The following is a 25,027-nucleotide window of genomic DNA, read 5'->3' as shown; positions in this document are numbered from 1 at the left end:
ATAACGAATTTCTTCTCTTATTTTGACCAAATATATCACGATTTTGATAATAACTATCCGATTCTTGAGCATCACCACCAATCTATGGAAACGATTACATTAATAATGATACAAAAGGAGAATCTGATATGGAACGTGAACGATTACGGGAAGACCGGATTCACGGCAATGCCATGTATCCAGTCAGTGTGTACCCGGATATTCAACAACTGAACGGGGATAGCATTCTGGATTGCCATTGGCATGATGAGATGGAGTTCACCATGGTGACCCATGGCTGCGCCGTCTTTCAGATTGATATGAACACTGTTGAGGTTCAAGCTGGAGAAGCGATCTTCATCAATCGAGGTGAGATTCATGCGGGGTATCTGAAGGGCGATGTGCCCTGCGTATTCTCTTCCATTGTATTTAATCCCGAACTGCTTGGCAGCCGTACCTTCGATACGGTCCAAGAGAAATTCATCGGTCCACTGGTACGCAAAACGGTGATTCCCCCCAGTCATATCAAGGCAGATGAGGATTGGGGACAAGAAATTCTGGATCTCCTGAAACGTATATTTGCGGACCATGCTACCCGAACCGAAACGTGTGAAATGTCAACAAAAGCGTACCTGTACCTCATATTTGCCCGCATGTTCGAACATATGAGACCTGCTCCGCTCAAAGGCACTGTAGCTACAGGGAGTCATGACAAGGTAGAGCGCCTGAAATCCGTGCTCAGTTATATTCACAAACGTTATCCTGAACCATTAAAGCTGAAAGAACTGGCCGATGAAGCCAATATGAGCGAAGGACACTTCTGCCGTTTCTTCAAACAGATGGTGCAGAAAACTCCGGTTGATTACATTAACTATTACCGCGTTCAACAAGCTTGCGTTCAGCTTGAGAATACAGATCACAAAATTGTAGATATCGCCATGGATGTGGGTTTCGAGCATCTAAGCTACTTCATCACTACATTTAAAAAGCATAAAGCTACTACACCTTCACAGTATCGCAAAATGTTCTATGAGAACGTAGGAATGGAGTCTGCCCTGGTACAGGTGTAAAAGAAGAAGGTGCTCACAGCTATTCAGCTACAAACACCTTCACTATCTTCTGTATCAACTTCCAGCCAACGAGTAAGATAACGCACTGATCTAAGCCACACTGGCGCAGTTAGAACTCATCTCACTCGCTGCTATCAGCCTTACGCTTTGAACCTAACAGTGTCTCACTTTTTCAGTGTCTTCCATGAAGTGTACTCATGTACGGAGAAACCGTTAAAGGACGCATGTACTGAAGCCATTTTTTCGACCAATTTTAATTGTGCTTCCATATAAGCAGATCCCTCTTCATAAAAAGTAATGAAGTCACCTTCCTTGCTTTGCTTTGTTTCCACGGCGATTGAGATCGTCTTGCCAAGCAGAGCTGCTTCCGCAAGTTCATCCTTCGCTACACTATAGATTGCAGCAGCTGTATCGCGGTAAGCCATAATGGTGATGGAATCAAACTTGCGGATCATCCAGCTGCTAACCGCCATCGTTGAACCCGGAATTTTGTAGTTATCCAGCCAGAAAGGCAGATCAGCCGCAACCGGCATCTTCATCCGTGATGCTCGCTCAACAATGTACTCCACATTGCCTTGCCACTGGGTAATTACACTGGCCTGATTGATTTTCCATTGCGGGTGCACATGTGGTTCAATATCCAGATGAATACCAGCAAACTTCTCATTGGACAACGCCTGCGCCTGATATGCCTCGATCCAGTCCAGGAAAGATGCAATCTGTTCCCGACTTTCCGTCAATCCCCACGCTGATCTTCCATCCATGACGTCAACCGCAATGTTCTTGGCTCTCGCCTGGCGGATAAAGCTTTTATACTCAGGAATCTTTATATCCCGGTTCATCTGCAGATAGATCGTATTGATCTTGTTCGCTGTAGCGTAATTTAACACTTCTTGAGGATTACTTCGGATCTGGGTGGTATCCCATACCCAAGTCGCTCTTACTGGCACATCAAGTTTTCCATGAATCGTTGCATAACTGTCGACTGAACCATCCGCTATGGCTTTGGAAGAACAGGCTGTACTCGCACACAAGATCAAACAACTCAGTAATAAGATAAAACGGTAACCCCTTTTGCTTTTCATATTTGTACACTCCCTCTGAAGTTATCAGCTCTGACGTGCAAATCTGGATGAAATTGTGTCGTTTCATATTCATTTAATGGATACTTATTAGGTACGACGAATTTGGATTGCTTTTATATGCAATATCATCTTTAAGACTTACGACGAAAGAATCATATAACTATATTTCGGGAATTCGTAGTTCTGTATGTATAGTTCAAAAGTCACAATTATTTATTATTTTCAAATTCAATTCTTATTCCAGCATGACTTCAGTCATTATTGCCATATGTACACCAAGCTCCAGAAGACCTAGAAAGCGTTTTCTCTCAAAATACACCAAAAAACCGCCCTAAGGCGGCTTTATATGAAACCCTATTTAATGATGTCTAGTCGACATTTCCGTTCATTCATTTCCCGATGGAGCTACAGGTGTATTGTCAACCACTTCATCGAAAAGAGACACCAGTTCAATTCCTTCTGCCGAGATCCGCACAAGCCCCTTGTCGGACAAACGTAATTCTGGAATCACAACCAGCGCGAGCAACGAAAGCGTCATGAACGCATTATTCAACGTACATCCTGCGGACTGTAAAGCTTCACTGACTGCTGCCGATTGGGCTGCAACGACTTCAAAAGATTCGGTTGACATCAAACCTGCAATCCGTAGCGGGAATTCGGTTACCCCTGCTGCCGTTACCACGGCCACCCCGCCCTGCATACGAATGACGCGATTACCGGCTTCAGCCATTAGCCCATCATCATTACCGATAATCAACAGGTTGTGACTATCATGAGCAACCGTCATCGCAATCGCTGCAGGTGATGTGAAGCCGATGCCTCCAACAAGCGCTACCGCTCGATTCCCGGTTTGTTTGTGACGCTCCAATACCGCAATTTTGCATACTTCCCCTGAAGTTGAAACCACAACCTTGCCGTTCTCTACGGTAACAGGCAGGTGTTTCTCCTTTGTATCCACATGGTTCTCTGTCACATGAATGATTTTGGCACCAATCGTCCCCTCTGCAATCGGTGCAGCCAACTCCAGATCTTCCGGCTGAATATTAGCTTCTAACTTCACCGTGTTCAGCGCTTCCTCAGGGTACGTGAAGCTGTCCCAGACCGCCGTCATTTTCCCATTCTCAGCTACAACTTGCCCGGCAGCAATCGTCATACCCACACGTACATCCGCCAACCGGCCGTCCAGCAGAATAATATCGGCTATATTGCCTGGAATAACCGCACCAATATCGCGCGCAACACCAAAACGCTCAGCCGTATTAATGGTGGCCATCTGGAAAGCCGTGACCGGCTTCACCCCTTGGGAGATTGCGAGACGAACAACAAAGTCCATATGTCCTTCTTTGAGCAAAGATTCAGAGCTTCGGTCATCGGTCACCAGCATCATCCGGCGTGTATCCAGTCCAAGCTCGGTACAAGCTTTGATTGTCTCAGCCACATCATGCCATGCCGAACCTTGGCGCATCTTCGCGTACATCCCGAGTCGCAGACGTTCGACCACATCTTCCTTGGTCACACACTCATGATCCCCTGTAACACCACTCGCTGCATACGCTGGCAGACGCCAGTCATCTGCTGCCCAGGTGAAATGACCATCTGCCACTTTACCTGCTCGGAGGGTCGCCTGTATCTCACCGATCATCGTCTCATCCCCATAGACCACTCCAGGGAAGTTCATCACTTCACCAAGACCAATCATGTCCGGACCCCAGGAAAGAGCCTCAGCTACCTCTTCAGGCCCGATATAAGCACCTGTTGTCTCCAGTCCTGGATGCGTGGAAGGCACACAGGAAGCCACCTGCATATAAGCTGCCATCGGTGTGGTCCGCGCTTCATCCAGCATCAGTCTCAGACCTTTGAGACCAAGCACGTTAGAGATCTCATGAGGGTCAAAGAAACCTCCGGTTGTGCCTGAAGGCAATACCGCTCTCGCAAACTCGGTTACTTTCATCTGTGTACTTTCGATATGGCAGTGTCCATCCAGCAGACCAGGAGCGATATACTTACCGTTTGCTTCAATAATCCGCGTATGTTCTCCGATAGTGTGGCTTACATCTTTACCGACATAAGCGATTCGAGCTCCCTGTACAGCTATGGACATCTCAGGCAAAATCTCACCCGATATCACGTTTACCAGCGTACCTCCCCGAATGACCAAAGTCGCCGGCAAATCTCCCCGTGCTGTAGCGACCAGATCAGGTATACAATCGGCCATCAGTGGCCGTTCAAAAGATGATTTGTTCATTTTGTTGCCTCCTTTAATAAACGATCCAAAAAAAATATATTGTTACGATTATATGAGTCCGGACCTCATGTGTAAAGAAAAATCACATCCATTGTCCTTGAATACAAATTATCGAGTCATTTTTATCCACGGGACCCAATCCTTACGAATTCACGTTAGGTATTTTTATCAATACGATCACCTATATGGCTGTAACCTCATCACGTATAATTCCCTCGCTAAGCTAGCTTCTTCCCGATATATGTATCATATACAGAAAAACTCCCGTTCCATTGAACGGAAGCCCTCTTCATGCATATGAAGTGTTATGTCAGTCCACTTGCGCAGCAGACACCTTGCCAAGATCATACTTTTCTTCCGACTGGGCGGTAATGAACGGACTAAGTGTGCCCACGCAGTAAACGTGCAGCAGATGCATCGCTCGTGTGCAAGCCGTATAGAACAACTTGCGTTCATGCTCCTGAGCATACTGCTCCGCAGAGCCATCATAGATCAGGACAGCATCGAATTCCACACCTTTAGCCAGATACGCCGGGATCACATGAACACCCTGCTCAAAAGCCAGCGTCGTTTTTTTGATTAACTTCGGTGCTGTGGGTAGCGCCTTACTCAATGCAGCATGTACGTCTCTGCTCTCTTCGGCGGTTTTGCAGATAACTGCAACCGATTCGTACCCTTCCTTAATCAAATGCTTCAAGTCTGTCGTGATGACATTCATATGACGCTCTGAATCAGAAGAAACGATCACTTTAGGTTTCTCACCGCTACGGTTAAATGGAATAATCTCTTCCCCACCAGGCACCATGCCACGTGTAAACTCCACGATCTCACGGGTAGATCGATAACTTCTGGTCAGCTCAATGACCTCTGTATTGTCTGGACCGTACAGGTTAGTCAAAGGTCCTGTTCCGCTAAGTACTGAAGAGTGGGCATAGATTGCCTGATTAAAGTCACCAAGTGCTGTTATTTTCGCCCGTGGGAACAATCTCTTCATAAATGCCAACTGAAACGCAGAATAATCCTGGGCTTCATCAATAATGACATGACGAATATTCGAGTTAATATGGAATCCAAGCATAAGCTCACGCAAGTACAAGTATGGCGTAATATCTTCATATGCCAACTCCTGAAGCTTCAATCTGCGTAAAGTCATCTTACAGATTTCATCCCATTGAGCAGGCAGCGCTTCATCACCCAGTAATCGTTCCATCTGAGCCTGATCGTTGAATAGATGTGCATATAATTGTCTTATATCAACGAATCGTAAGGACTTAATCCATTTTCGCAACGGTTTGAGTCGGTCACTGACCACCATACGTGCCAGAATCCCTCTTTCCTGCTCGAAGTCATTAAACGTATGGGTCTTTCCTTTTTGCTTGCGCTTCAACCGTTGATACGCACGTTGCAGATCCTCCGGCTCCATCAGATCAAGCTGCTGATCAACCCAAGGCGCATCCAGTTCACCTTTACCAAAGGCAGACAGTTCTTTCAGCATCCAGTCCCGTAACAGCTCCAGTCGACTCACCAGCTTAACGGATGACTCGAAGCTGTAGAATTTCTCAGCCATAGCCTCTGACGTGACTATCGCTCGGCCCTGGAAGCGAACCGGCTTGAATTTCATGCCACCTGACAACATACTTTCCTTATAACGTGTAATCACCTTGAGGAAAGATTCGGATGACTTGAACCGAATGCTGGACATGCGCACATCGTAATCGGGATCTTCCGTCCCCGTAAGTACATATTCAAGCTGAATAAACGGATCTTCCAGTTGATATTCACGACCCAAACGGCGCTCCAGATACTCCTGGAAGGTCGTTTGCAACATGTTTTCCTCCCCAAGCTCAGGCAGTACCGTGGATACATAACTGTTGAACATTGGATTTGGTGAAAAAAGAACCATCTGATCCGCTTGCAGATGCTCGCGGTATTTATAGAGAAGATATGCCACACGCTGGAGCGCCGCGGATGTTTTGCCACTGCCGGCTGCGCCTTGCACAATGAGCATGCGTGTTCGGTCATTACGGATAATCCGGTTTTGCTCCTTCTGAATGGTCGCTACAATACTCTTCATCTGTGCATCCGAAGTTCGACTGAGTACGGCCTGCAACAACTCATCACCAATCGTAACCCCCGTGTCAAACATAAAACGGATACGACCGTCCCGAATGACAAACTGTCGCTTCATCTCTATATCACCGCTGATCTCCCCACTGGGTGTATGATACGTGATTGGACCCGGTGCTCCGTCATAATACAGGTTGGAGATTGGCGCACGCCAGTCGTAGACCAGAAAAGATTCTTCCTTCTCATCCAGCAACGATGCAATGCCGAGATAAATGCGTTCTGCATTTGGATATCCGTCTTCCTTAAAATCAATGCGCCCAAAATACGGTGAATGATGCAGTCGTTTCATTTTATCCAACGCAGCCGCTGTATTGAGATGACTTCGCTCCCGATCGGACAATACCTGTGACTGCTGCCGCATGCTGGTTGAAGTCTCCCCGACATCATCCGCTTCGCTAAAGTTCATCGTGACTTCGTCCCAGAAGTCTTTTCTCATGCCAACCACTTCGTCACGGAAGGAACCAACTTCATCTTCCAGCGTTGTGATCTTGCGTTCAATCTGATCGGTCACGGTGTTGACCCGTTGTTGTTCCTCATTCCATTGCTGATCTGTACTCATATGTTAATAGCCCCTCTTTCCCCGGATTGTGTCCTCAAAATCCCATTTGACAAGCCCGAAAAGGCAATGGTATAATTATTAGAAAGTAAACATTTTAATTATATGTTAATTAGTTCTAATTTTCTGAAAACCATTTTTTATTGTACCAGTGACAACGTCCCGATGCAAGCGGAGGCGTTTTTTGTTGTTTTCTTCTTCATTATTACCCAATCACCGGGGCCTCAACTGACCTAGCTACTCCTGCCTATTTTCGTAATTCTTCAATCGTCTCTTTCCAGCGTGTAATTGCTCCAAGTTCATCTTTTAATTGAAAGGTTATTCCTGAAGTGATCTCCGCATATGGCGCGTGCTCCACACGTACCTGGAGCACTTGTGCTTCAAAACGATCTCTCGGATGAACAGCCCCCTTCATCTCAGGCAGCCGTTCTACTTCTATACGGATATGCAACAATCGATGTGCTTGAACCGCAATCAAGGTAGCCTTGCCTGTTTTGCTCATGTTCATACTGGTCTGTGTACCTTGCCATAGAGCCAGTCTAAGCTGATGCGGATTTATCGCAATCACTTCCCCCATACTGATCATCGCCTGATGCGGCCACTGATCCTCAGATACGGTCAGCAGTTGCATGGCTTCATGCTGTTTATGCTCCAGATTTGTCCCACTCAACCATTCCATTAGTTCAGCGTCCAATTCCTCTGTAATCATGTCTCTATCCCTCAGTTCGTTAATATTCATTCATGCCCTTCAGCCGTATGTATGACAAAATAACCCGGACACGATTGTCCGGGCTATGTTGTAACTACATTGTATATGATCGCCAAGCAGGTGCGCAATTCGCACTTAGAAAGGTTGTTCAAAAAGTCTACTTTTGATTACGAATCATGCCTAAGGCCACTTAAGCCAATTCAAAATTTTGTCCTGTGATTCTTTGTCTTCACTGGCGCTATGCACATGTTCGGCAAGTCGATTCAGACGTTCCAACTGATATCCATAATCATAAATGGCAGCTGCCACGATGGACAATCGTAACATCCCTTCCTTGTCGATATCAAACTGGGTGATCGCCTGCTCCATGAAACGGTCATTATCCAATACAAACTGTGCGGCCTCTTCCCCATTAGGTTTCAGCTTATCCTCGAACTTGAGCAGTGCATGCTCATGGAATTTGATAACCAGTTCAAGATGTGAGTCAAAAAACTGATCCATGGCCGTTGTCCGCGGTGCCTGGAAATAGTGGCGTTCCACCGAATCCAGCACCTCGTACCCTTTTTGCAAACTCAGCAGCATTTGTTTGTAGACCACCATCTGACGAGTTTCGCTGAATTTCGAACGTTTCATCTTTTTCTGTTCCTCTTCGAACAAGTTATACTTGTCGGACAAAGACTTAATGGAACCGCCCAGGTTGCTTTTCTCCTCCCGGAATACAACTTCCTTGATCTCATCCGAGATCGAAGTTCGCAGAAGCAACGACATACCGCTGAATACACTATGGATCTGCTTCACGAACTGAACCTTCGGTTTCGGAGGAAATACCGTAATATTGATGAGAAACGCCGATACAATACCAACCAGTGTCAACAGAAAACGATTGAGTGCAAAATGCCAGTCACCCGAGGCTTCCATAATGGATACAACCGTGACCAGTGTCAGGCCAACCGTCTCACCCATATTCAATTTAAGACAGATCATGATGACAAGTACAATAATTAATCCAACGGCGATTGGCTCATTGGACAACACCATGCCCCCCACCAGGGCGACAATAGCTCCCAGCGTGGTCGTTTGCAATTGATCCAGGAAGTATTTCCAGGAACGATAGATGGAAGGCTGCATGGCGAATATAGCCGCGATTGCGGCAGGCACGGGAGATTGCGGGTTCAAGAACAGGCTACTTAGGTACAAGGCAAGCGTGACCGCGATCCCCGTCTTAAGTACACGCGCACCAAACGACATGGTGATGACTCCTCCTCTTTACCGAACCTGAAATTTTACATTTGATAATCATGTTCATTATTACCCCATATTTCTTTTTTTGCCTGAATTCATTCAGGAGAACGATTTATTGTACCATGTAAGGTCTTCCGTTGCCATGTCATAAGTCAGAGGTATTGTAAATTTGATTCCTTTATGTATGTTAATACACATTATTAACCCAAAAAGAAGCAAATCTTCAAAATGGATTTTCGCCACTTCAAAGATTCGCCTCTGTTACTTATGATAACTCTGTGGAATGCTCATGCTTATTATGCCTGCCTAACGGTCCGTGCCCTCCCATTCCCTTTTGAACTGGTCCACAAACTGCACCATATAATCATGACGCTGTTCCGCCAGCTCCTTGCCATAGGAGGTATTCATCAGATCCTTGAGCTTGAACAACTTCTCGTAAAAGTGATTTATCGTTGTGCTGCGCCCATTGCGATATTCCTCACGGGTCATCTGCTCCCGTGGGGGAAGGGACGGATCGTACATCTCGCGCCCTCTGGCTCCTGAAAAGGCAAAGGTTCGGGCGATCCCAATCGCACCCAATGCATCCAGTCGATCCGCATCCTGTACAACCTGTGCTTCAAGCGAGCTGACCGCAGGACGCTGTCCTCCCGCATATGAGATGGTGCTAATAATACCCACAACCTTGTTACGTATATCCCGGTCAAGAGGCTGGGTATCCAGCCAGTCATTCAGTTTGGCCATCCCGGCTTCCAAGCTCTCATTCAGCTTCTCATCCGGTACATCATGTAATAATGCGGCCAGTTCGCAGACAAATGGATCTGCACCCATGCGGTGAGCGAGTTCAACCGCAAGTGCGGTTACCCGTTCAATGTGCGGCCAGTCATGACCATCACTATGCTTGGATGAGTCCCCTTGAACAAAGGATCGGGCGGCGCGCAGAACAGCCTCTCCTGCTGTTATTCCATCTATATTATGCATGTGCCCTAATTCTTGCAGATTCCCGTCAGGTTGAAGAGGGTTCTCTGACATCTTACGATTCCCCGCCTTCACGGGCCTGTTCACGAGGAATACGTCGAGCTACACCCGTCTTAATAGCTGCTTCAATTACGCGACTGCGCATCGATTTGACTACTTTATCATTGAACACACTCGGAATAATGTAATAACGTGTACGCTCTTCGTCCGTAATGGCCGAAGCAATCGCTTGCGCGGCTGCCAGCTTCATTTCTTCATTAATTTCGGTGGCTCGGCAATCCAAAACTGCCCTGAAGATGCCGGGGAAACATAACACATTGTTAATCTGATTCGGATAATCGGATCGTCCTGTTGCCATTACAGCCACAATGTCTTCCACCAAGGCAGGCATAATCTCAGGCACCGGGTTTGCCATTGCAAACACGATTGGATCTTCTGCCATGGTCTGTACATCTTCGCGAGTTAACAGATTCCCGCGGGATAGGCCAATGAACACATCGGCTCCACGAATGACATCACGCAGCGAACCAGTCTCCAGTTCGGGATTAGTACGAGCTGCATAATCACTCCAGACTTCATTCTCATAGGTTTGTGTCCGTACAATCGCACCCTCACGATCGACACCTATAAGCCGGCTGGCTCCCGCGGACAATAATATATTGCTGCACGCTACACCTGCTGCACCGATGCCACAGACCACAATCTTCACATCTTCAATGGACTTGCCCACCAGTTTGAGCGCATTGATCAGACCAGCATATAACACAACCGCTGTGCCATGCTGATCATCATGAAATACAGGAATGTCCAATTCCTCATTCAGACGACGTTCAATTTCGAAACAACGCGGTGACGAGATATCCTCCAGATTAATGCCGCCAAAACCAGGTGATATCGCTTTCACAGTACGTATGATTTCCTCGGTATCCTGTGTGTCCAGGCAGATTGGGAAAGCATCCACACCAGCAAACTGTTTGAATAACATCGCTTTACCTTCCATGACAGGCATCGCTGCACGGGGACCAATGTTGCCCAGTCCAAGTACCGCACTGCCATCAGATACGACGGCCACTGTATTCCGTTTAATTGTCAATGAGAAGGCTTTGCCGGGTTCTTCTGAAATGGCTGAACACACACGAGCCACATCCGGAGTGTATACACGTGACAGATCTTCCCGGTTTTGAATCGGGGTCTTTGGTGTTACTTCGATCTTACCGCCCAGATGAAGCAGGAACGTCCGATCCGATACATTAATAATGGACACACCTTTAAGCTGGCGTACCCCTTCTATAATTTTACTGTTATCTTGTGCATCTGTAACTGCGACCGTCAAGTCGCGCACGCTTACATCCTGATTGGTGGAAATCACGTCGATGGCAATGATGTCTCCCCCAGCTTCCGAGATGGCCGAAGCCACTTCGCCAAACTTGATATCCTTAGTTGTCATTTCCAGTCGAATAATAATGCTGTTACCATCCAGATTCCTTTGATTCATTTCCATTCCTCCCAGACTGAAAGTCTTGAGTTACATGTTACGTGTTTGTCTTCGATACGCGGACACGTTTATCCTTTATCTTGTCCAGAAAAAGTGGTTCAACAGCCCAAATGCATAAAATAAAAAAGATGCCCTGAACACCAATGTCAGGCGTTCAGGGCACTTTTTTAGTATCTTCACTCCGTTTATAAAGTAAGGATGAACCTAAATTATTTCCGGGCAGCAGGTCTGCTCAGAACACAAATGTCATATGGCTTCAAGCTGAGACTTGATTCCACAGCATCACCACTGAGCAGATCAGTGTAGGACTGTCCATCTAATTCAACCAGCTTCTCATCTGGTGTGTAGTTCTGTACAAACACATAATCAGCTGTACCATCTGTACGCGTATGTGCCGTTGTTCCGGCAGGCAACTCGGTTTCAAGTCCACGCTCAATGCTCAGATCAGCGATTAGTTTCGCATAGAAATCATCATAGAATGGTGCTTTCAGACGTGTCGCTACATAATATGCTTTCCCTGAACCCAACTGGTTAACCGTCAATGCTGGGCGTCCAGCATAGAAGTCAGAACGGTACGTAGCCAGGGACTTCGCGCCTTCCAGATGAATCAGATCACACAGTTCAATTGCATCATACGCTGTATTGAGCTGAAGCTCATTGCCCTTCTCCGGAATGATTCCGTTCAGATCACGATCATGCAATCCGTCAATTTCCTCCGACCAGATGCCAAGTGTCTTACGCAGCGGGCCTGGGAATCCACCCAGGAAACACAGATCGTTTTCGTTAACAATACCAGACCAGTAAGTTGCTACAAACGTACCGCCTTGTTCTACAAACTTTTCAATACGTTCCCCGACACCTTCACGTACCAGATAGAGCATTGGAGCAATCAGCAGCTTGTACTTGGACAGATCTGCATCCATATCAATAACGTCTACAGCAACTCCCTTTTTCCAAAACGCTTCGTAATGCTCTTCCACGGTCTGCTCATACTTCACACCAATATTACGTGGCCCCTGTGAATCATTAACGGCCCAACGATTTTCCCAATCAAATATGATTGCAACTTCTGCCGGAACCGCTGTTCCTACAATGGCTTCCATGCCTTCAAGAGCCGTTCCTACATCAGTGACATCTTGGAACACTCGAGTGTGTTCCGTTCCTACGTGGTCTACCACCGCACCATGAAGTTTCTCACTGGACCCCCGGCTTTTTCTCCACTGGAAGTACTGAACACTATCGGAACCGTGTGCCACAGCCTGGAGAGAAGAGAGCAGATGCATGCCAGGTTTTTTCAGCTTGCTGACATCTTGCCAATTCGTAGAACTTGGAGTACTCTCCATCAGCAAGAACGGCTGACCGCCTTTGATGGAACGAACGATGTCATGCATCATGGCGATCCGGGATGCCTGTTTCGCATCGTCATCTGCATCATGCCAAGTCGGATAACTGTCCCAAGAGAGGAAATCCAGAATATCGGCGAACTTCCAATAGTTCAGACCACCATAGAATTCCATCAGGTTGGTTGTGACTGGCAGATCGGGATTCTGAGCTTTCAACGGTTTTGTTTCATGCACGATAAAATCAGCTGTCTGATCCGTAACGAAACGGCGCCAGTCCAGATTCATCGCGTGTACCTGTGTCTCACCATGTGGAGCCGGAGATTCCACTTGACTCCAGTCTGTAACCGTATGGCTCCAGAATGTCGTCCACCACGAATGATTCAGTTCATCGAGTGTTTTATACTTCTTCTGAACCCAACCACGGAACGCTTCCTGACAATAATCACAATGACAGTCTCCGCCGAACTCGTTCGAGATATGCCAGCCGATTACAGCCGGATGATCCGAATAACGTTCTGCCAGTTTTGTGTTGATCGCAGTAACCTTCTCACGGTATACCGGGGAAGTATAACAATGGTTGTGACGGAAACCATGCAGATTGCGGACACGCTTCTCGGATACGCGGAGCACTTCCGGGTACTTCGCGGACATCCAAGCAGGTCTGGCACCACTTGGTGTAGCGAGGAATGCATAGATACCGTTTGCTGCAAAACGATCCAAAACCTGATCCAGCCATTCAAACGTGTATACGCCCTCTTCCGGCTCAAGGGACACCCACGAGAAGATACCAATGGACATCACGTTACACTTGGCAAGCTTCATCAAGCGAATATCTTCTTCCAGAACTTCAGGATAGCGGAGCCATTGCTCCGGGTTATAGTCTGCGCCATGCAACATGTGCGGGGCTTTGGGACTTACAGGTGGAAATTTGTATGTCATAAGGACAACTCCCTTGCTTTAATTACTGTTTTTTTAGTTTATATACGATAACGATAACAACGACTTCACAGACGATACGTATTACGCTAGATTACACGTATGTCACGACATCTGATTCTTCAACAGTAGCAAGTGCTGTAAACGATTCCAACTTGCGACCTTTAAAATCAAACATGGTGAGGTTGCCCCAGTTATTCGGATGTCCGACGGACCATTCTTCTTTACTTGGTATCCAGGCAGGTTCCCAATAATAGAATCCGTGCCCCAAACCACCAGGAACTTCGCGAATAATCTGCAATAGATCCTTCAGATATTTGGTCTGTCCCTCTACACTTGCAGGGTATCCTGGTAACAACATATCATCCTGATTCAAAATCAATTCAATGCCTTCCGGCTGCTCCAGCGTCCATGGATAAGCGGTTTCAACTACATTGATAGGTTTGCCATAACGCTCAGCCAGATCATGAAGATTGTCACGTAACGCATCGAGTGTGCCATGCCACCAAGGGTAATACGAGAGACCAATGATATCAAACTCCACACCCAGTGCTTCAAAGCGATCGTAAAACTTGCGGCTCTCGGCGTTATCTCCACCACGATCAATATGTATCATAATCTGAATATCCGCGTCAACGGATTTGACCGCAGCAATTCCGTACTTCACAAGGCCTGCAAAACGCTCCCACTGTTCATCCGTATCATGCTCTTCTCCCCCTACACGTCCCTCATTCCATAACATGCCTGGTGTAATCTCGTTGCCCACCTGCACCATGTCCGGAAGCGCATCGTGTTCCTTCAACGTTCTCAGAACGTCAGCCGTATACATGCATACCGCACGTTGAAGCTCTTCATAGGACAGGTGCTCCCATGCTTTCGGCTTCCATTGATTGGCTGGATCAGCCCAGCGATCAGAATAATGGAAATCAAGCAAAAATTTCAAGCCCTGTTCCTTGATCCGTTTGGCTATCTCCACCGTCCGTTCCAGATTGCAGAATCCACCAACAGGATCATTCCAGATTCGAAGTCGTATCGCGTTAGCGTCATTAATCTTCAGGATGGACAGCAAGTCTTGTTCCTTGCCATCCACATCACTATAACTCCCGCCATGCTGTTCGATTTCATCCATAAAGGACACATCCATTCCCAGAATGAATGTCTTTTCCGTCAAGTTGCTCACTGTATCAACCTCCATTAATTTGGGGTACAGGCTCAGCCTTTAACTGAGCCCAACGTCATACCTTTAACAAAGAAACGTTGCAGGAAAGGATACACAATCAATATTGGTGCACTTCCGATGAAAATCTGAGCTGCCCTTACCGTAGTTTGAGAGAGAGCTTCCATTTCTTTTGGATTCATGCTCATGCTACTCATATCACGTCCAATAATGACCGTTTGCATAAATGTAGCAAGTGGGTAATCCTTGGCGTTATTCATGTAGAGCAATCCATCAAACCAGGAATTCCAGTGGAACACCATACTGAACAATGCAATGGTTGCAATGGACGGCATCGAAATGGGAAGGAAGATACTGAACAATGTTCTGAAATGGTTAGCTCCATCCATCAGCGCCGCTTCCTCCAGCTCTTTTGGAATACCGCGGAAGAAGTTCAGCATAAGAATGACAAGGAATGTGTTAACTGCTCCTGGGAGTACCAGTACCCAGAAGGAATCCATCAACCCGATCTTCTGGATAACCATATAAAATGGCACCAGTCCCCCGTTGAAAATCATACTGAATACAAAAATCCAGGAGTAGATCGTTCTTCCTTTGAACTCACTATTCTCTTTGGACAATGGATACGCCGCCAGGAAAGTAATCAGCAACGTAATGGCTGTACCGATCACTGTACGTAGAAGTGAGATCCAGAGCGAGTTCAAGAAAATTGGATTGTTCATCGTTTTTTTGTACGCCTCAAGTGAAAAACCTACGGGCCAGAGATTGACCAGATTTGCATCAGCAGCAGCCTTTGTACTAAAGGATACTGCCAATACATGAATCATCGGTACGATACACATAATGGCGATCAAAATCAGAAAGCAGGTATTGACTATATTAAACACGCGATAAGGCAATGATTTATGATACATCGTGGTCCCTTCTTTCTCTGTTCATTCGTTTAGAATATGCGGTATCCAGCGTATTTTTTGGCTAAGCTGTAAGATACAAGAATCAAGATCATACTAATGACCGATTTGAATAATCCGATCGCGGTTGCAAAGCCCATCTCGCCATTTTGCATTGCCGAACGATATACGAATGTATCAATGATGTCACCCGTTTGATATACGAGCGGGTTATACAAGTTGAATATCTGGTCAAATCCGGCATTCAGTACGTTACCAAGTGCCAGTGTTCCTACAACCATCAGCATCGGCACAAGCGAAGGAATGGTAATGTGCAGTGTCTGTTTCCAGCGTCCTGCTCCGTCAATTTCCGCTGCTTCGTACAATGCTGGATTAATTCCGGCAAGGGCAGCCAGAAAGACAATCATGTTATAACCAAATTCTTTCCACACATCTGTCAGAATGACCGTAGATCGGAACCAACTATTGTCTCCAAGGAAGAAATATGGCCCGAGTCCGAAGGTTCCCAGAACCCGGTTAACCAAGCCGCCTGTTGACAACAGATCTATCAAAATCCCGCCCAGAATGACCCAGGACAAGAAGTGAGGTAAATAGACAAGCGTTTGAATCGTCCGCTGTATAGCCATCTTGCGAACCTCATTCAAAAGAATGGCAAAAACAAATGGAACAAATAAATTAAAAATCAGTTTAAGTACGGCAATAATCAATGTGTTCCAGATAACCTGTAAGCTGTCTTCACGTTCAAACAAATATCTAAAGTTGTCCAGCCCGACCCATTCAGAACCGCTAATCCCAAGCCATGGCTTGTAGTTCTGGAATGCCATAATGATCCCGCCCATAGGCACATAACTGAAGATAATCAGAAAGATAATGGCTGGCAACAGCATAACGTGGAATGGCCAAGTGCGTTTCAAAGTTCTCATGATTGCTCCCCCTGTATTTCTTCCTACTCAAGTACTCCCTGAGTGGCTTATAATGCGATTATATCAACCTTTTACGGGGTCCAAACAGCACATAAAAGCAATATAAATGGCACAAATTCAACCACTTTGCCTCAGCTTGAATAAACACAAAAAAGCGCCCAGACGTTATCGTCTGGGCGCTGCTTAAAACTATTTTTTCACACTGTCATACCATTCATTAACCTCTTGCGTGATTTGGTCACCGCCACCCGATTTCCACGTTTGTACAAAGGTATCAAACGCATCAACCGGATTTTTGCCATAGATAATTTCGTTAAATGCCTGATTCTCGATTTTGTTCAGATAGTCCAGCTTGGATTTCATCGTCTGCGTTGTTGGACCTGTGAACATGTTTTTGTAGGAGATTTCCTTCTGAGCAAGCAGCACTTTCGCTGCGGCAGGGGTTTCCTTACCATAGTTCGCGGCAACATCTTTTTCCAGCTTCGTTTCCGGCTCCTTGCCATCTGCCAGATTCATTAGAGCTTTCATCTGAGCGTCTGGAATACGGGCGCCATCACGAACGAGCAAATAACGTACAACGTTGACATACCCGCCATCAATTTTTTCATACCGCATTTGCTTTCCATTTGCATCTAATTGATAGTCATAGCCTGCAAACAAACCGTTATCATAGGGGCTGCCTGGTGCCGGATCTGCATAATTGTCGAACAGGTAGTTTTGATACGTAAAGAATGCTTCTGGGTGTGCCATATCTTTTTTGATCAACGTAACACCATTAACAAACTGTGTTCCATGACGCATCGCTTTTCCTTCTGGACCAGCAGGGATTTCAATCGGTTTCCAAACCGCACCAGGGACATTTTTCACCGTATCGTCCAGCGGCCATCCACTCATCCAGTAAGGTCCTGGAATAATACCAGCGGTTCCTGCAACTGCCGGCTCTGCCGTTTTGTTCTCATCCCATAGCGCTGCTTCCTGTGGGATATACCCTTTTTTGAGCCATTCGCTCAATTTAACCAATCCTTGCTTCATGCCGGGATTGATGGAACCATACTCCAGCTTGCCATCGGCATCCAGATTCCATTGTTGAGGTAAGGTGCCATACGCACCAAAGATCCAGGATACATCTCCCATCCATGTGTTCATGGATGTTTTGAAACCAACGCTGAGCGGAGTGACTTTATCAGGAGCCAAGCCGTCCGGGTTATTGTTTTTGAATGCTTCCATAACGGTTTCCAGCTCATCGATTGTTTTTGGTGCTTTCAGATTCAGCTTGTCCAGCCAATCCTGGCGAATCCAGAGCAAGTAATCATTGTTGTATGCGTAGTCCAGAACAGGGATCCCCATTCTTTTGCCATCACGACTATATTGGTTCCAGACGTTAGGATCTTGCTCCATCGCTTTTTTCCATGTGTCTGAAGCATATTTGTCGAACAGTGGACCGACTTCTTCGTACATACCGGAGTCAATTAAATCTTGAGCAACTAAATTATCCGGCTGCCCTATTGTCACAATATCCGGCATTTCTTGGCCGGAGGACATAGCAAGACGAAGCTTGGTCGCAAATGCACTGTTCGTATCTGTCACGGACCACAAGGATTTGATTTCAATTCCGAATTTGTCCTTGGCCCACTTGGTTGCCACGTTATTTTCCATGGATTCGCCATTTTTAAATTTCAGCTCAGGATCGATTCCCCATGCTGTAGTAATGGTAACTGCCGGATCATACTTTTCTTTGTATTCGTTTTGGGTTCCAGATGTACTTGGTGTTGCACTATCTCCGCCCCCACTGCCTCCTGAACATCCTGCAAGAACGACAGTTAGACTCAGCGTTGTAGCGAGAAGCGTCAAGAATCTCTTTTTCGTTGATTGCGCTCTCATGTTGTTCCCCCTTAAATCGTTTTGGTTACCCTTTCATTATAGGCTGACCAGGCCTTTGAGCCTATGATACGAAATCAAGATTTCTGCACCTTTGCCAACCTATATTCTGGAATGTTGTTGTAATTATGCCTGATCCCGAAATTCATTTGGTGTCATACCATAATGTTTTTTGAACATTTTGCTGAAATATTGCGGATTTTGATAGCCAAGTTCACTCGTAATCTCGTATATTTTTTTGTTGCTATTCTTAAGTAGATACAGAGCACGTTCCATGCGCATACGAATCATGTAGTCCCCAAGACCTTCCCCAGTCTCTGCCTTGTAAATTTTTGATAGATATACGGGGTGTAAATATACCTTGTCCGCAATCATCTTCACCGACAGATCCTGTCCTGTATCTCTTGTCACCAGCTCCTGAACCTGCTTGATTACATGCCTGCGGCTCTGCACACCTTCCTGATCGGACAACTCTTCCTGAAGCTTCGCCAGCATCTCGGTGGCCCAACGCCGCAACTTCTCGGGTGATTGAATCAACTGGTGAGCAAGGAGCAGATCGAATCCCGCATGATCAATCTCATGCACCAGATGCCCCTGTTTATGGGCGATATACATAAATGCATTAGTTACCGACAGATACATCTCATACACATGTTCTCTGGACAATCGTACCTGTTCTGCCGCGTCAAAGACCGTGTTCAGCTTACGGGCTGCCGCTTCCCATTGCTTGGTCTCAAGCAATTGCGGAAGTACAGGTGGTTTGTACAGCTCTTCGAGCGCCTGCGTTGCATCATTCTCCGGTCTTTTGCTGAGTGCCTGATCCATGTCCATATATATAATCTTGTGTTCTTCCGGTCCTGAAAGGACAAGCGAACCCAGACTTTTCCGATAAGCTGCTGTCAACTCATTAAAGGGGAATGACGGTGTAACCACCATGGACAGATCTCCCTGTAAATATCGAATGACATGCTCACGGAAAGTTTCAGCTGTGATTCTCAGCGTCTCCAAGTCCATCTGCGGAGCTTCGATCTGATCTTGATTCTGCAAGAACATAACCAGACACTCATGGGGTCCGCGACCAAACCACACGTTAAATTGCTCTCCGAGTACTTCCTCTGCAATATTACCTACCGCAAAATCCATCAGATCCAGAGACTGCTGGTCCATTGATGAGAAGCGTCCTGTAAGGCGAATCAGCATCATTATAGCCGATTGTTCCGGATCAATATGAATCTCATATTGTTGCAGTTGTTCCCGAAGTGCCCGCGCCGTGATCTCACGCCCCAGCAGCAGATCATGCATGAGATTTTCCCGTAAAATTTTATAGTCAGACTTCCGACTGTATAAAAGCCGGTGATATTTATCGAATTCATCCCACTCATCGCGAAGAGATGTGATGGCTGCCGACACCGATTCCATAAACTCATCATCGTTTACGGGTTTCAGGATATAATCCGCTGCCTGCAATTGAATGGCTTTTTTAGCATAATCAAAATCACTGTGACCCGTTAGTAAAATACAGCGGATATGAGACCAGCGCTTGCTTACCTCTGCAATGAGATCCAGTCCTGACATGCCAGGCATGCGAATATCCGTCACCACGATATCTACTGCATTTTCCTCCATAATCTCCAACGCTTCCTTACCGGATGCGGCACGTAGCACGGTCGTTACTCCAAGCTCTCCCCAGGGGATCGTAAGTTCCAGACTTTCTGTTACGTATGTCTCATCATCTACCAGTAATATATCAATCAAGTGATTCACTCCCTATTTCGTTCATTCTGCAATTGGATTCCATCCTGCATCATGCGCTACACATTCCAAGTGCTTATCCTTCGTTCTCCAGAAGAAACTCCTGCTCGGCAGGCCATGACAGTGTAACCCGTAATCCACCAAGTTCCGATTCCGTTACATCCACCCCTGCCTGCTCCCCATATCGAAGCTGGAGTCTCTGATTCACATTCCACAGGCCACAGCCCATCTCCTGATCCATCGTTCCCCTGAGCTTATTCAGAAGCGCCTCACGTGCCTCCTGCGTCATGCCTTGCCCATCATCTTCAACCACAAGAACCATGACACCGCCCTGTTTTTCCCCGGATACTCTTATTTCTCCGGCTTCCGCGTCCGCTTCGATACCGTGAATCACCGCATTCTCCACTAGTGGTTGCACGATGAGTGGCGGTACCTCCTGTCTTAACATCTCATCAGACAGATCAATCTTGTAATGAATGCGGTCCATACGCATCCGTTGGATCTCCAGATAACAGCTGACAAATTCAATCTCTTCTGTCAACGGTACCACGTCCCGCTCCTGTCTTGTCGTATACCGATAATATCGCGATAGATTATGTGACATCGCTACAACAGCGTCCATACGCTTCAGCTTCGCCATACTTGTAATGAAGGAGAAACAATTATAGAAAAAGTGCGGGTTAATCTGCGATTGCAGCTGCTTCAACCGGGCTTCACGCACATGGATCTGTTCCAGATAAACGTGTTCAAACAACTGCTGGATCTGCTCCACCATCAAGTTGAAACGTTCGGACAGAAAACTGAATTCATTGCGGCCCTTCGGCTTAATCCTCACTGAATAATCTTCCTGCTTCAATCGCTGGAATCCGCGAATGAGTTGTTTTACTGGTACCTGCACCTGAACATATAACAAGTACGCCACACCAAAACTCATCAGTAACAAACAAATCATGGAAGAATAGAACAGCATATTGGATTGATGAATAGGCTTCAGAATATCTGACAGGGGCATGTAGTCCACCAAATACCAGCCTGTTGTACTGGATTTCACGGTGTTAACCATGTAAGGCTCGTCCCCGATCACCACTGTACGATTATCAACGTCCTGAAGTTTATGGATGGACAGTTCTTCCATCAACTGATTCGTTAATGAACGATCTGAAGTCCGGTTATAGATAACCCCCGATTCTTCACGGAAATAGAAGGGGTCATGCCTGCCATCGTCTTTGAATTTGTCGAGCATATCCCGAATGTTGTCACTATCAAACTCCAGTTTAATAATCGTTTCCGCATTATTAGCCGGGTCTTTAATACCGTATGGAGATACCGTAATCCAGCTAAACATGAACCGATCATCTTCCCCATCCTGAATTTTGCGTACATCCCAGCCGGAAATGATATTTTCCCTTAGCGCTTCTTTATCGTAAGAACGTGCGTCCCTTTCGGAAACCACCCTGCCCAGCGAAGGAGAATACAGATATAATTTCGTGGCCCAATTGGATGAGCTTTCCTGAATACTCAGCTTATTCTGAATACGTTTGACCAGGTTGATCGCATCCAGATCAAAGTAGTTACTGTCCGCATAGATTCGCCGGAAGCTGCCAATATCAGGATCATGTATGAGCAGATTCGGCCATGAGGATAACAGTTCGATGTGTGTGTTCACTTGATTTTGGAAAAATTCAAGCTGGTTACTATTCGATCGATTCAACTCATCTCTGAGAACAGCTGTTGTTTTGTGATTGGAGTACCAGTACAAAAGCACTACAGGAATCAGCATAATCAGAATAAGAATGACCATTTTGGAAAACAGGTTTGTCCGATATGACATCTTTTCATCTCACCTTGTCTTAATTTGTCGTGACATTAATTGTAATGATGTAAGCGCTAAAGACAAACTATTTTTTTTGAGACAAACTGATTCATTATCTAGCGTAAGCGTTACCAATCCAAGGGGAAAGGAGATAAAACCAATATTTCTGCACTAAATGCAACTTCCACGCACAAAAAGAGCCAGCGATTAGCCAGCTCTCTATCTAATTTCAGTATATATCTTTAATCTTTCTATTCAACTCAAACCTTATTCCACTTCTGTTTATGTAATTATTCTTTTTTCCTATAAAAATATCAACTATGGAATATCATAATCAAATACCGTATTCGCTCCATCCACGCCTACATCCAGCACAATATCCATAAGTTTCCCATTGACGAACAGAGGGGATTCCGCTTTCCCGTAAAACTCCAACTTGCCTGTAAACGTTCCATGGCGTTCAATCTCAACATGTACGGGCCTTAATTGGACAGACTGCAAGGCTTCCAATAATGGATCGTCCTTAAACTTATAACTGCGTGCGAGATCAGGCAATAACACGGCGGATACGGAATCTCTGCCGTAATTTTTGAGTGTCAGGTCACAGGTTGCTCGTGTCTCACCCGTTTTCAGCACATTAAAGGTACAAGAGCTTGCATTCTGTACATAGGATACCGCATCAATGCCTGTAGCTCCCCACTTGGCTATATACATGAATTTATCCGTCATGTACGAATAACTGAGAACGATAGCGATAACTACGATCCATAACCCTTTTGCAAGACCGGGGAACGATTTCCCGATTTCTTTGCGTGTAAGGTAGAAGCCGCAAGCGAAGATCCCCAATCCTAGGAAAAGTGTGATATGTACACCACTTAAATAAGACGTAGTATACGGTGATATACCTATTGCTGACAGCATGGTATCCCCAACAGAAAAACCAAGGTGATGGTTAACTGTAAAGATGATAGCAAAAAGCAATAAAGCCCCAGAGAACACAAGTCTGGTTCTCGACACACGAACACCCCCTAATCAACCACCTGATTATATCATATTTTTCCTAATTATAGTTAAAAATCCAAATCAAAAAAACAACAATAAAAAGAACGTCTTCGGTTGTTTACCGAAAACGTCCTCCATATTTGCCACCGACAAGAGCTTGTAGAACACAAGTCTCTCTATCATAGCTGATAATTATTTACTTCTGGGCAAGGAATGCATCGAGTTGTTCTTGTTTGGCAGCAATGATTTTATCAATTCCCGCTGCTTTCAGTTTCTCCAGATATTTCGGAATCATCTCATTTGGATCAACGGCGCCCGATGTCATACCCGGCTTGAACTGTTTGTTCACGTTGTTGACCGCAGCAATTTCATTTTTGACAGATTGACTGTTGAATGTAAAGCCCAGTGCTGGAGACTTCACACCTTTGGCGTTAAATTCTTTGAACTTTTCCCACTTCTGCGGATCTTCATTATCCCATAGGAAGTTCAGGAACTGGTTACCGAGCTGCCATTGGGCACCTGGATTGTAGGTACGACTGTTAGCATCTACGCCATCAGGGAGAGCAATGATATTATCCTGTCCGTCTTTTTTCACATAATGTGTACCTTCAATTCCAAAGTTTAGCAAGTTGTTAATTTCCTTGTCGGAATGCAACAGGTTAATGACCTGCATCGCTTTCTCCGGTTGCTCGGAAGAACGGGAGATTGCAAGCATCGCTCCAGATGCATCACCCGTCGTGATTGTTGGCTGTGTCATCTCAATCTGAGTGAGTGGGAAACCCACATACCCTTCTTCTTCTTTATCCTTGCCTGGCTTCATGCCATCTGTCCAGAGAAACGCTTTTCCAGCCTTCGCCTGGTCTTTCGGGAACACATTGGACGTAGCAGCATCACTGTTGATATATCCCGCTTGATACCACTTGCGAGCGAGTTCAGCCGCTTCTTTGAATTCAGGGGTTTCCACTTCATTCAGCACCGTTGTTCCGCCTGCTGTTTTGGAGATGACCCCAGGTACGGAAGCATCACCGAGATAATCCCAATCCAGATTCTCTAACAGCCCGTTACCGTTGGTATTGGACATATAGAATGGTGTAATGGCTGGCTCGTTTTCCTTGATTGTTTTGAGAAGTGGCTCCAGATCAGCCCATGTTTTTACAGCTGTCAGGTCCAGCTTATACTTGTCAGCCAGATCTTTACGTACCAACACACCACGTGTGGCAGCGAGTTCCTTATTCGTAGGAACGCCGTAATTCACGCCGTCCACCTGGGAACCTTCCAGAAAGGCAGGGTCCAGGTTTTTCTTAATATCCTGACCATGTGCATCAAGCAGATCATTCAAGGGCAAGAATGCGCCTTTAGCCACATTCACCGTGTAGTTCTGCCAAGCCGCTGTGAAGATAATGTCTGATTTTTCACCTGAAGAAATCATGAGATTCAGCTTGTTATCCCACTGTCCCCAGTCAATCGCATTGATCTTAAGCGTGGCCCCGATCTTTGGTTCCATCTTTTTGTTAATCTCAGCTTCCACCAGAGCGACATCCTTCTGTGGTGTCCCTGGGTAGAACAGTGTCACTTCATAGGGTTTGCCCCCACCTTCACTTGCTCCTCCGCCTTCTGCGCCAGGTGTTGTTGTTCCACCCTTGTCTGATGAGCAAGCAGCCAGCACCAGGCTCAGCGCCATAACCGTTGCCATCATGCGTGACCATACCTTTAATGATCTAACCAATTGAACCCCTCCTGTCATGTGTTGAACCATACAACCGAATTCCCCAATTCACAATTAAACCGATAACTACTTCTGTATATGCC

Annotated in this window: 17 protein-coding genes; 1 reads left to right on the top strand and 16 read right to left on the bottom strand. The window is 46.0% G+C overall.

Annotated features, from left to right (window positions below):
* Positions 1 to 128 precede the first annotated feature (128 nt).
* On the top strand, positions 129 to 1,049 hold the full coding sequence (locus tag BS614_RS14520) for an AraC family transcriptional regulator (RefSeq protein ID WP_074094508.1): 921 nt from the start codon (positions 129 to 131) through the stop codon (positions 1,047 to 1,049).
* A 164-nt stretch (positions 1,050 to 1,213) separates the two neighbouring features.
* Here the strand turns inward: BS614_RS14520 and BS614_RS14515 are convergent, their stop codons facing one another.
* From BS614_RS14515 to BS614_RS14440, 16 genes are all read right to left on the bottom strand, one after another.
* Complete coding sequence (locus BS614_RS14515) at positions 1,214 to 2,134, bottom strand: hypothetical protein (RefSeq protein ID WP_074094507.1); 921 nt, start codon at positions 2,132 to 2,134, stop codon at positions 1,214 to 1,216.
* Positions 2,135 to 2,519: 385 nt separating this feature from the next.
* Entirely contained in the window at positions 2,520 to 4,379 is a 1,860-nt protein-coding gene (locus BS614_RS14510) for an adenine deaminase (RefSeq protein ID WP_074094506.1), read from the bottom strand.
* A gap of 310 nt (positions 4,380 to 4,689) precedes the next feature.
* Complete coding sequence (helD, locus tag BS614_RS14505; protein WP_074094505.1) at positions 4,690 to 7,065, bottom strand: RNA polymerase recycling motor HelD; 2,376 nt, start codon at positions 7,063 to 7,065, stop codon at positions 4,690 to 4,692.
* 244 nt (positions 7,066 to 7,309) lie between these two features.
* Positions 7,310 to 7,801 carry a hypothetical protein gene (locus BS614_RS14500; protein ID WP_084174535.1) on the bottom strand — a complete coding sequence of 164 codons (492 nt, stop codon included), beginning with the start codon at positions 7,799 to 7,801 and terminating at the stop codon, positions 7,310 to 7,312.
* Between the two features lie 150 nt (positions 7,802 to 7,951).
* Entirely contained in the window at positions 7,952 to 9,019 is a 1,068-nt protein-coding gene (locus tag BS614_RS14495; RefSeq protein ID WP_017689291.1) for an FUSC family protein, read from the bottom strand.
* A gap of 300 nt (positions 9,020 to 9,319) precedes the next feature.
* Positions 9,320 to 9,991, bottom strand: coding sequence for an HD domain-containing protein (locus tag BS614_RS14490; RefSeq protein WP_157116301.1), 672 nt, complete (start codon positions 9,989 to 9,991; stop codon positions 9,320 to 9,322).
* A 52-nt stretch (positions 9,992 to 10,043) separates the two neighbouring features.
* Positions 10,044 to 11,483, bottom strand: coding sequence for an NAD-dependent malic enzyme (locus tag BS614_RS14485; protein ID WP_074094504.1), 1,440 nt, complete (start codon positions 11,481 to 11,483; stop codon positions 10,044 to 10,046).
* Between the two features lie 209 nt (positions 11,484 to 11,692).
* The gene (locus BS614_RS14480; RefSeq protein WP_074094503.1) at positions 11,693 to 13,765 is read right to left on the bottom strand and encodes a beta-galactosidase; all 2,073 of its coding nucleotides are present in this window, start codon (positions 13,763 to 13,765) and stop codon (positions 11,693 to 11,695) included.
* Between the two features lie 91 nt (positions 13,766 to 13,856).
* Entirely contained in the window at positions 13,857 to 14,942 is a 1,086-nt protein-coding gene (locus BS614_RS14475) for a glycoside hydrolase family 53 protein (RefSeq protein WP_084174533.1), read from the bottom strand.
* Between the two features lie 32 nt (positions 14,943 to 14,974).
* Complete coding sequence (locus tag BS614_RS14470; protein WP_074094501.1) at positions 14,975 to 15,853, bottom strand: carbohydrate ABC transporter permease; 879 nt, start codon at positions 15,851 to 15,853, stop codon at positions 14,975 to 14,977.
* A gap of 29 nt (positions 15,854 to 15,882) precedes the next feature.
* Entirely contained in the window at positions 15,883 to 16,773 is an 891-nt protein-coding gene (locus tag BS614_RS14465) for an ABC transporter permease (protein ID WP_074094500.1), read from the bottom strand.
* 189 nt (positions 16,774 to 16,962) lie between these two features.
* Positions 16,963 to 18,654 carry a type 2 periplasmic-binding domain-containing protein gene (locus BS614_RS14460; protein ID WP_074094499.1) on the bottom strand — a complete coding sequence of 564 codons (1,692 nt, stop codon included), beginning with the start codon at positions 18,652 to 18,654 and terminating at the stop codon, positions 16,963 to 16,965.
* Positions 18,655 to 18,777: 123 nt separating this feature from the next.
* On the bottom strand, positions 18,778 to 20,406 hold the full coding sequence (locus tag BS614_RS14455; protein WP_074094498.1) for a response regulator: 1,629 nt from the start codon (positions 20,404 to 20,406) through the stop codon (positions 18,778 to 18,780).
* 73 nt (positions 20,407 to 20,479) lie between these two features.
* Positions 20,480 to 22,234, bottom strand: a complete 1,755-nt coding sequence (locus BS614_RS14450; RefSeq protein WP_074094497.1) for a sensor histidine kinase — start codon at positions 22,232 to 22,234, stop codon at positions 20,480 to 20,482.
* A gap of 300 nt (positions 22,235 to 22,534) precedes the next feature.
* On the bottom strand, positions 22,535 to 23,233 hold the full coding sequence (locus tag BS614_RS14445) for a hypothetical protein (protein ID WP_074094496.1): 699 nt from the start codon (positions 23,231 to 23,233) through the stop codon (positions 22,535 to 22,537).
* Positions 23,234 to 23,414: 181 nt separating this feature from the next.
* Entirely contained in the window at positions 23,415 to 24,944 is a 1,530-nt protein-coding gene (locus tag BS614_RS14440; RefSeq protein WP_074094495.1) for an ABC transporter substrate-binding protein, read from the bottom strand.
* Positions 24,945 to 25,027 lie beyond the last annotated feature (83 nt).

Source organism: Paenibacillus xylanexedens (genome assembly GCF_001908275.1).
Taxonomy (GTDB): domain Bacteria; phylum Bacillota; class Bacilli; order Paenibacillales; family Paenibacillaceae; genus Paenibacillus; species Paenibacillus xylanexedens_A.
The sequence above is the reverse complement of the archived record's forward strand: the minus strand, read 5'-3'. Positions and strand labels throughout refer to the sequence as shown.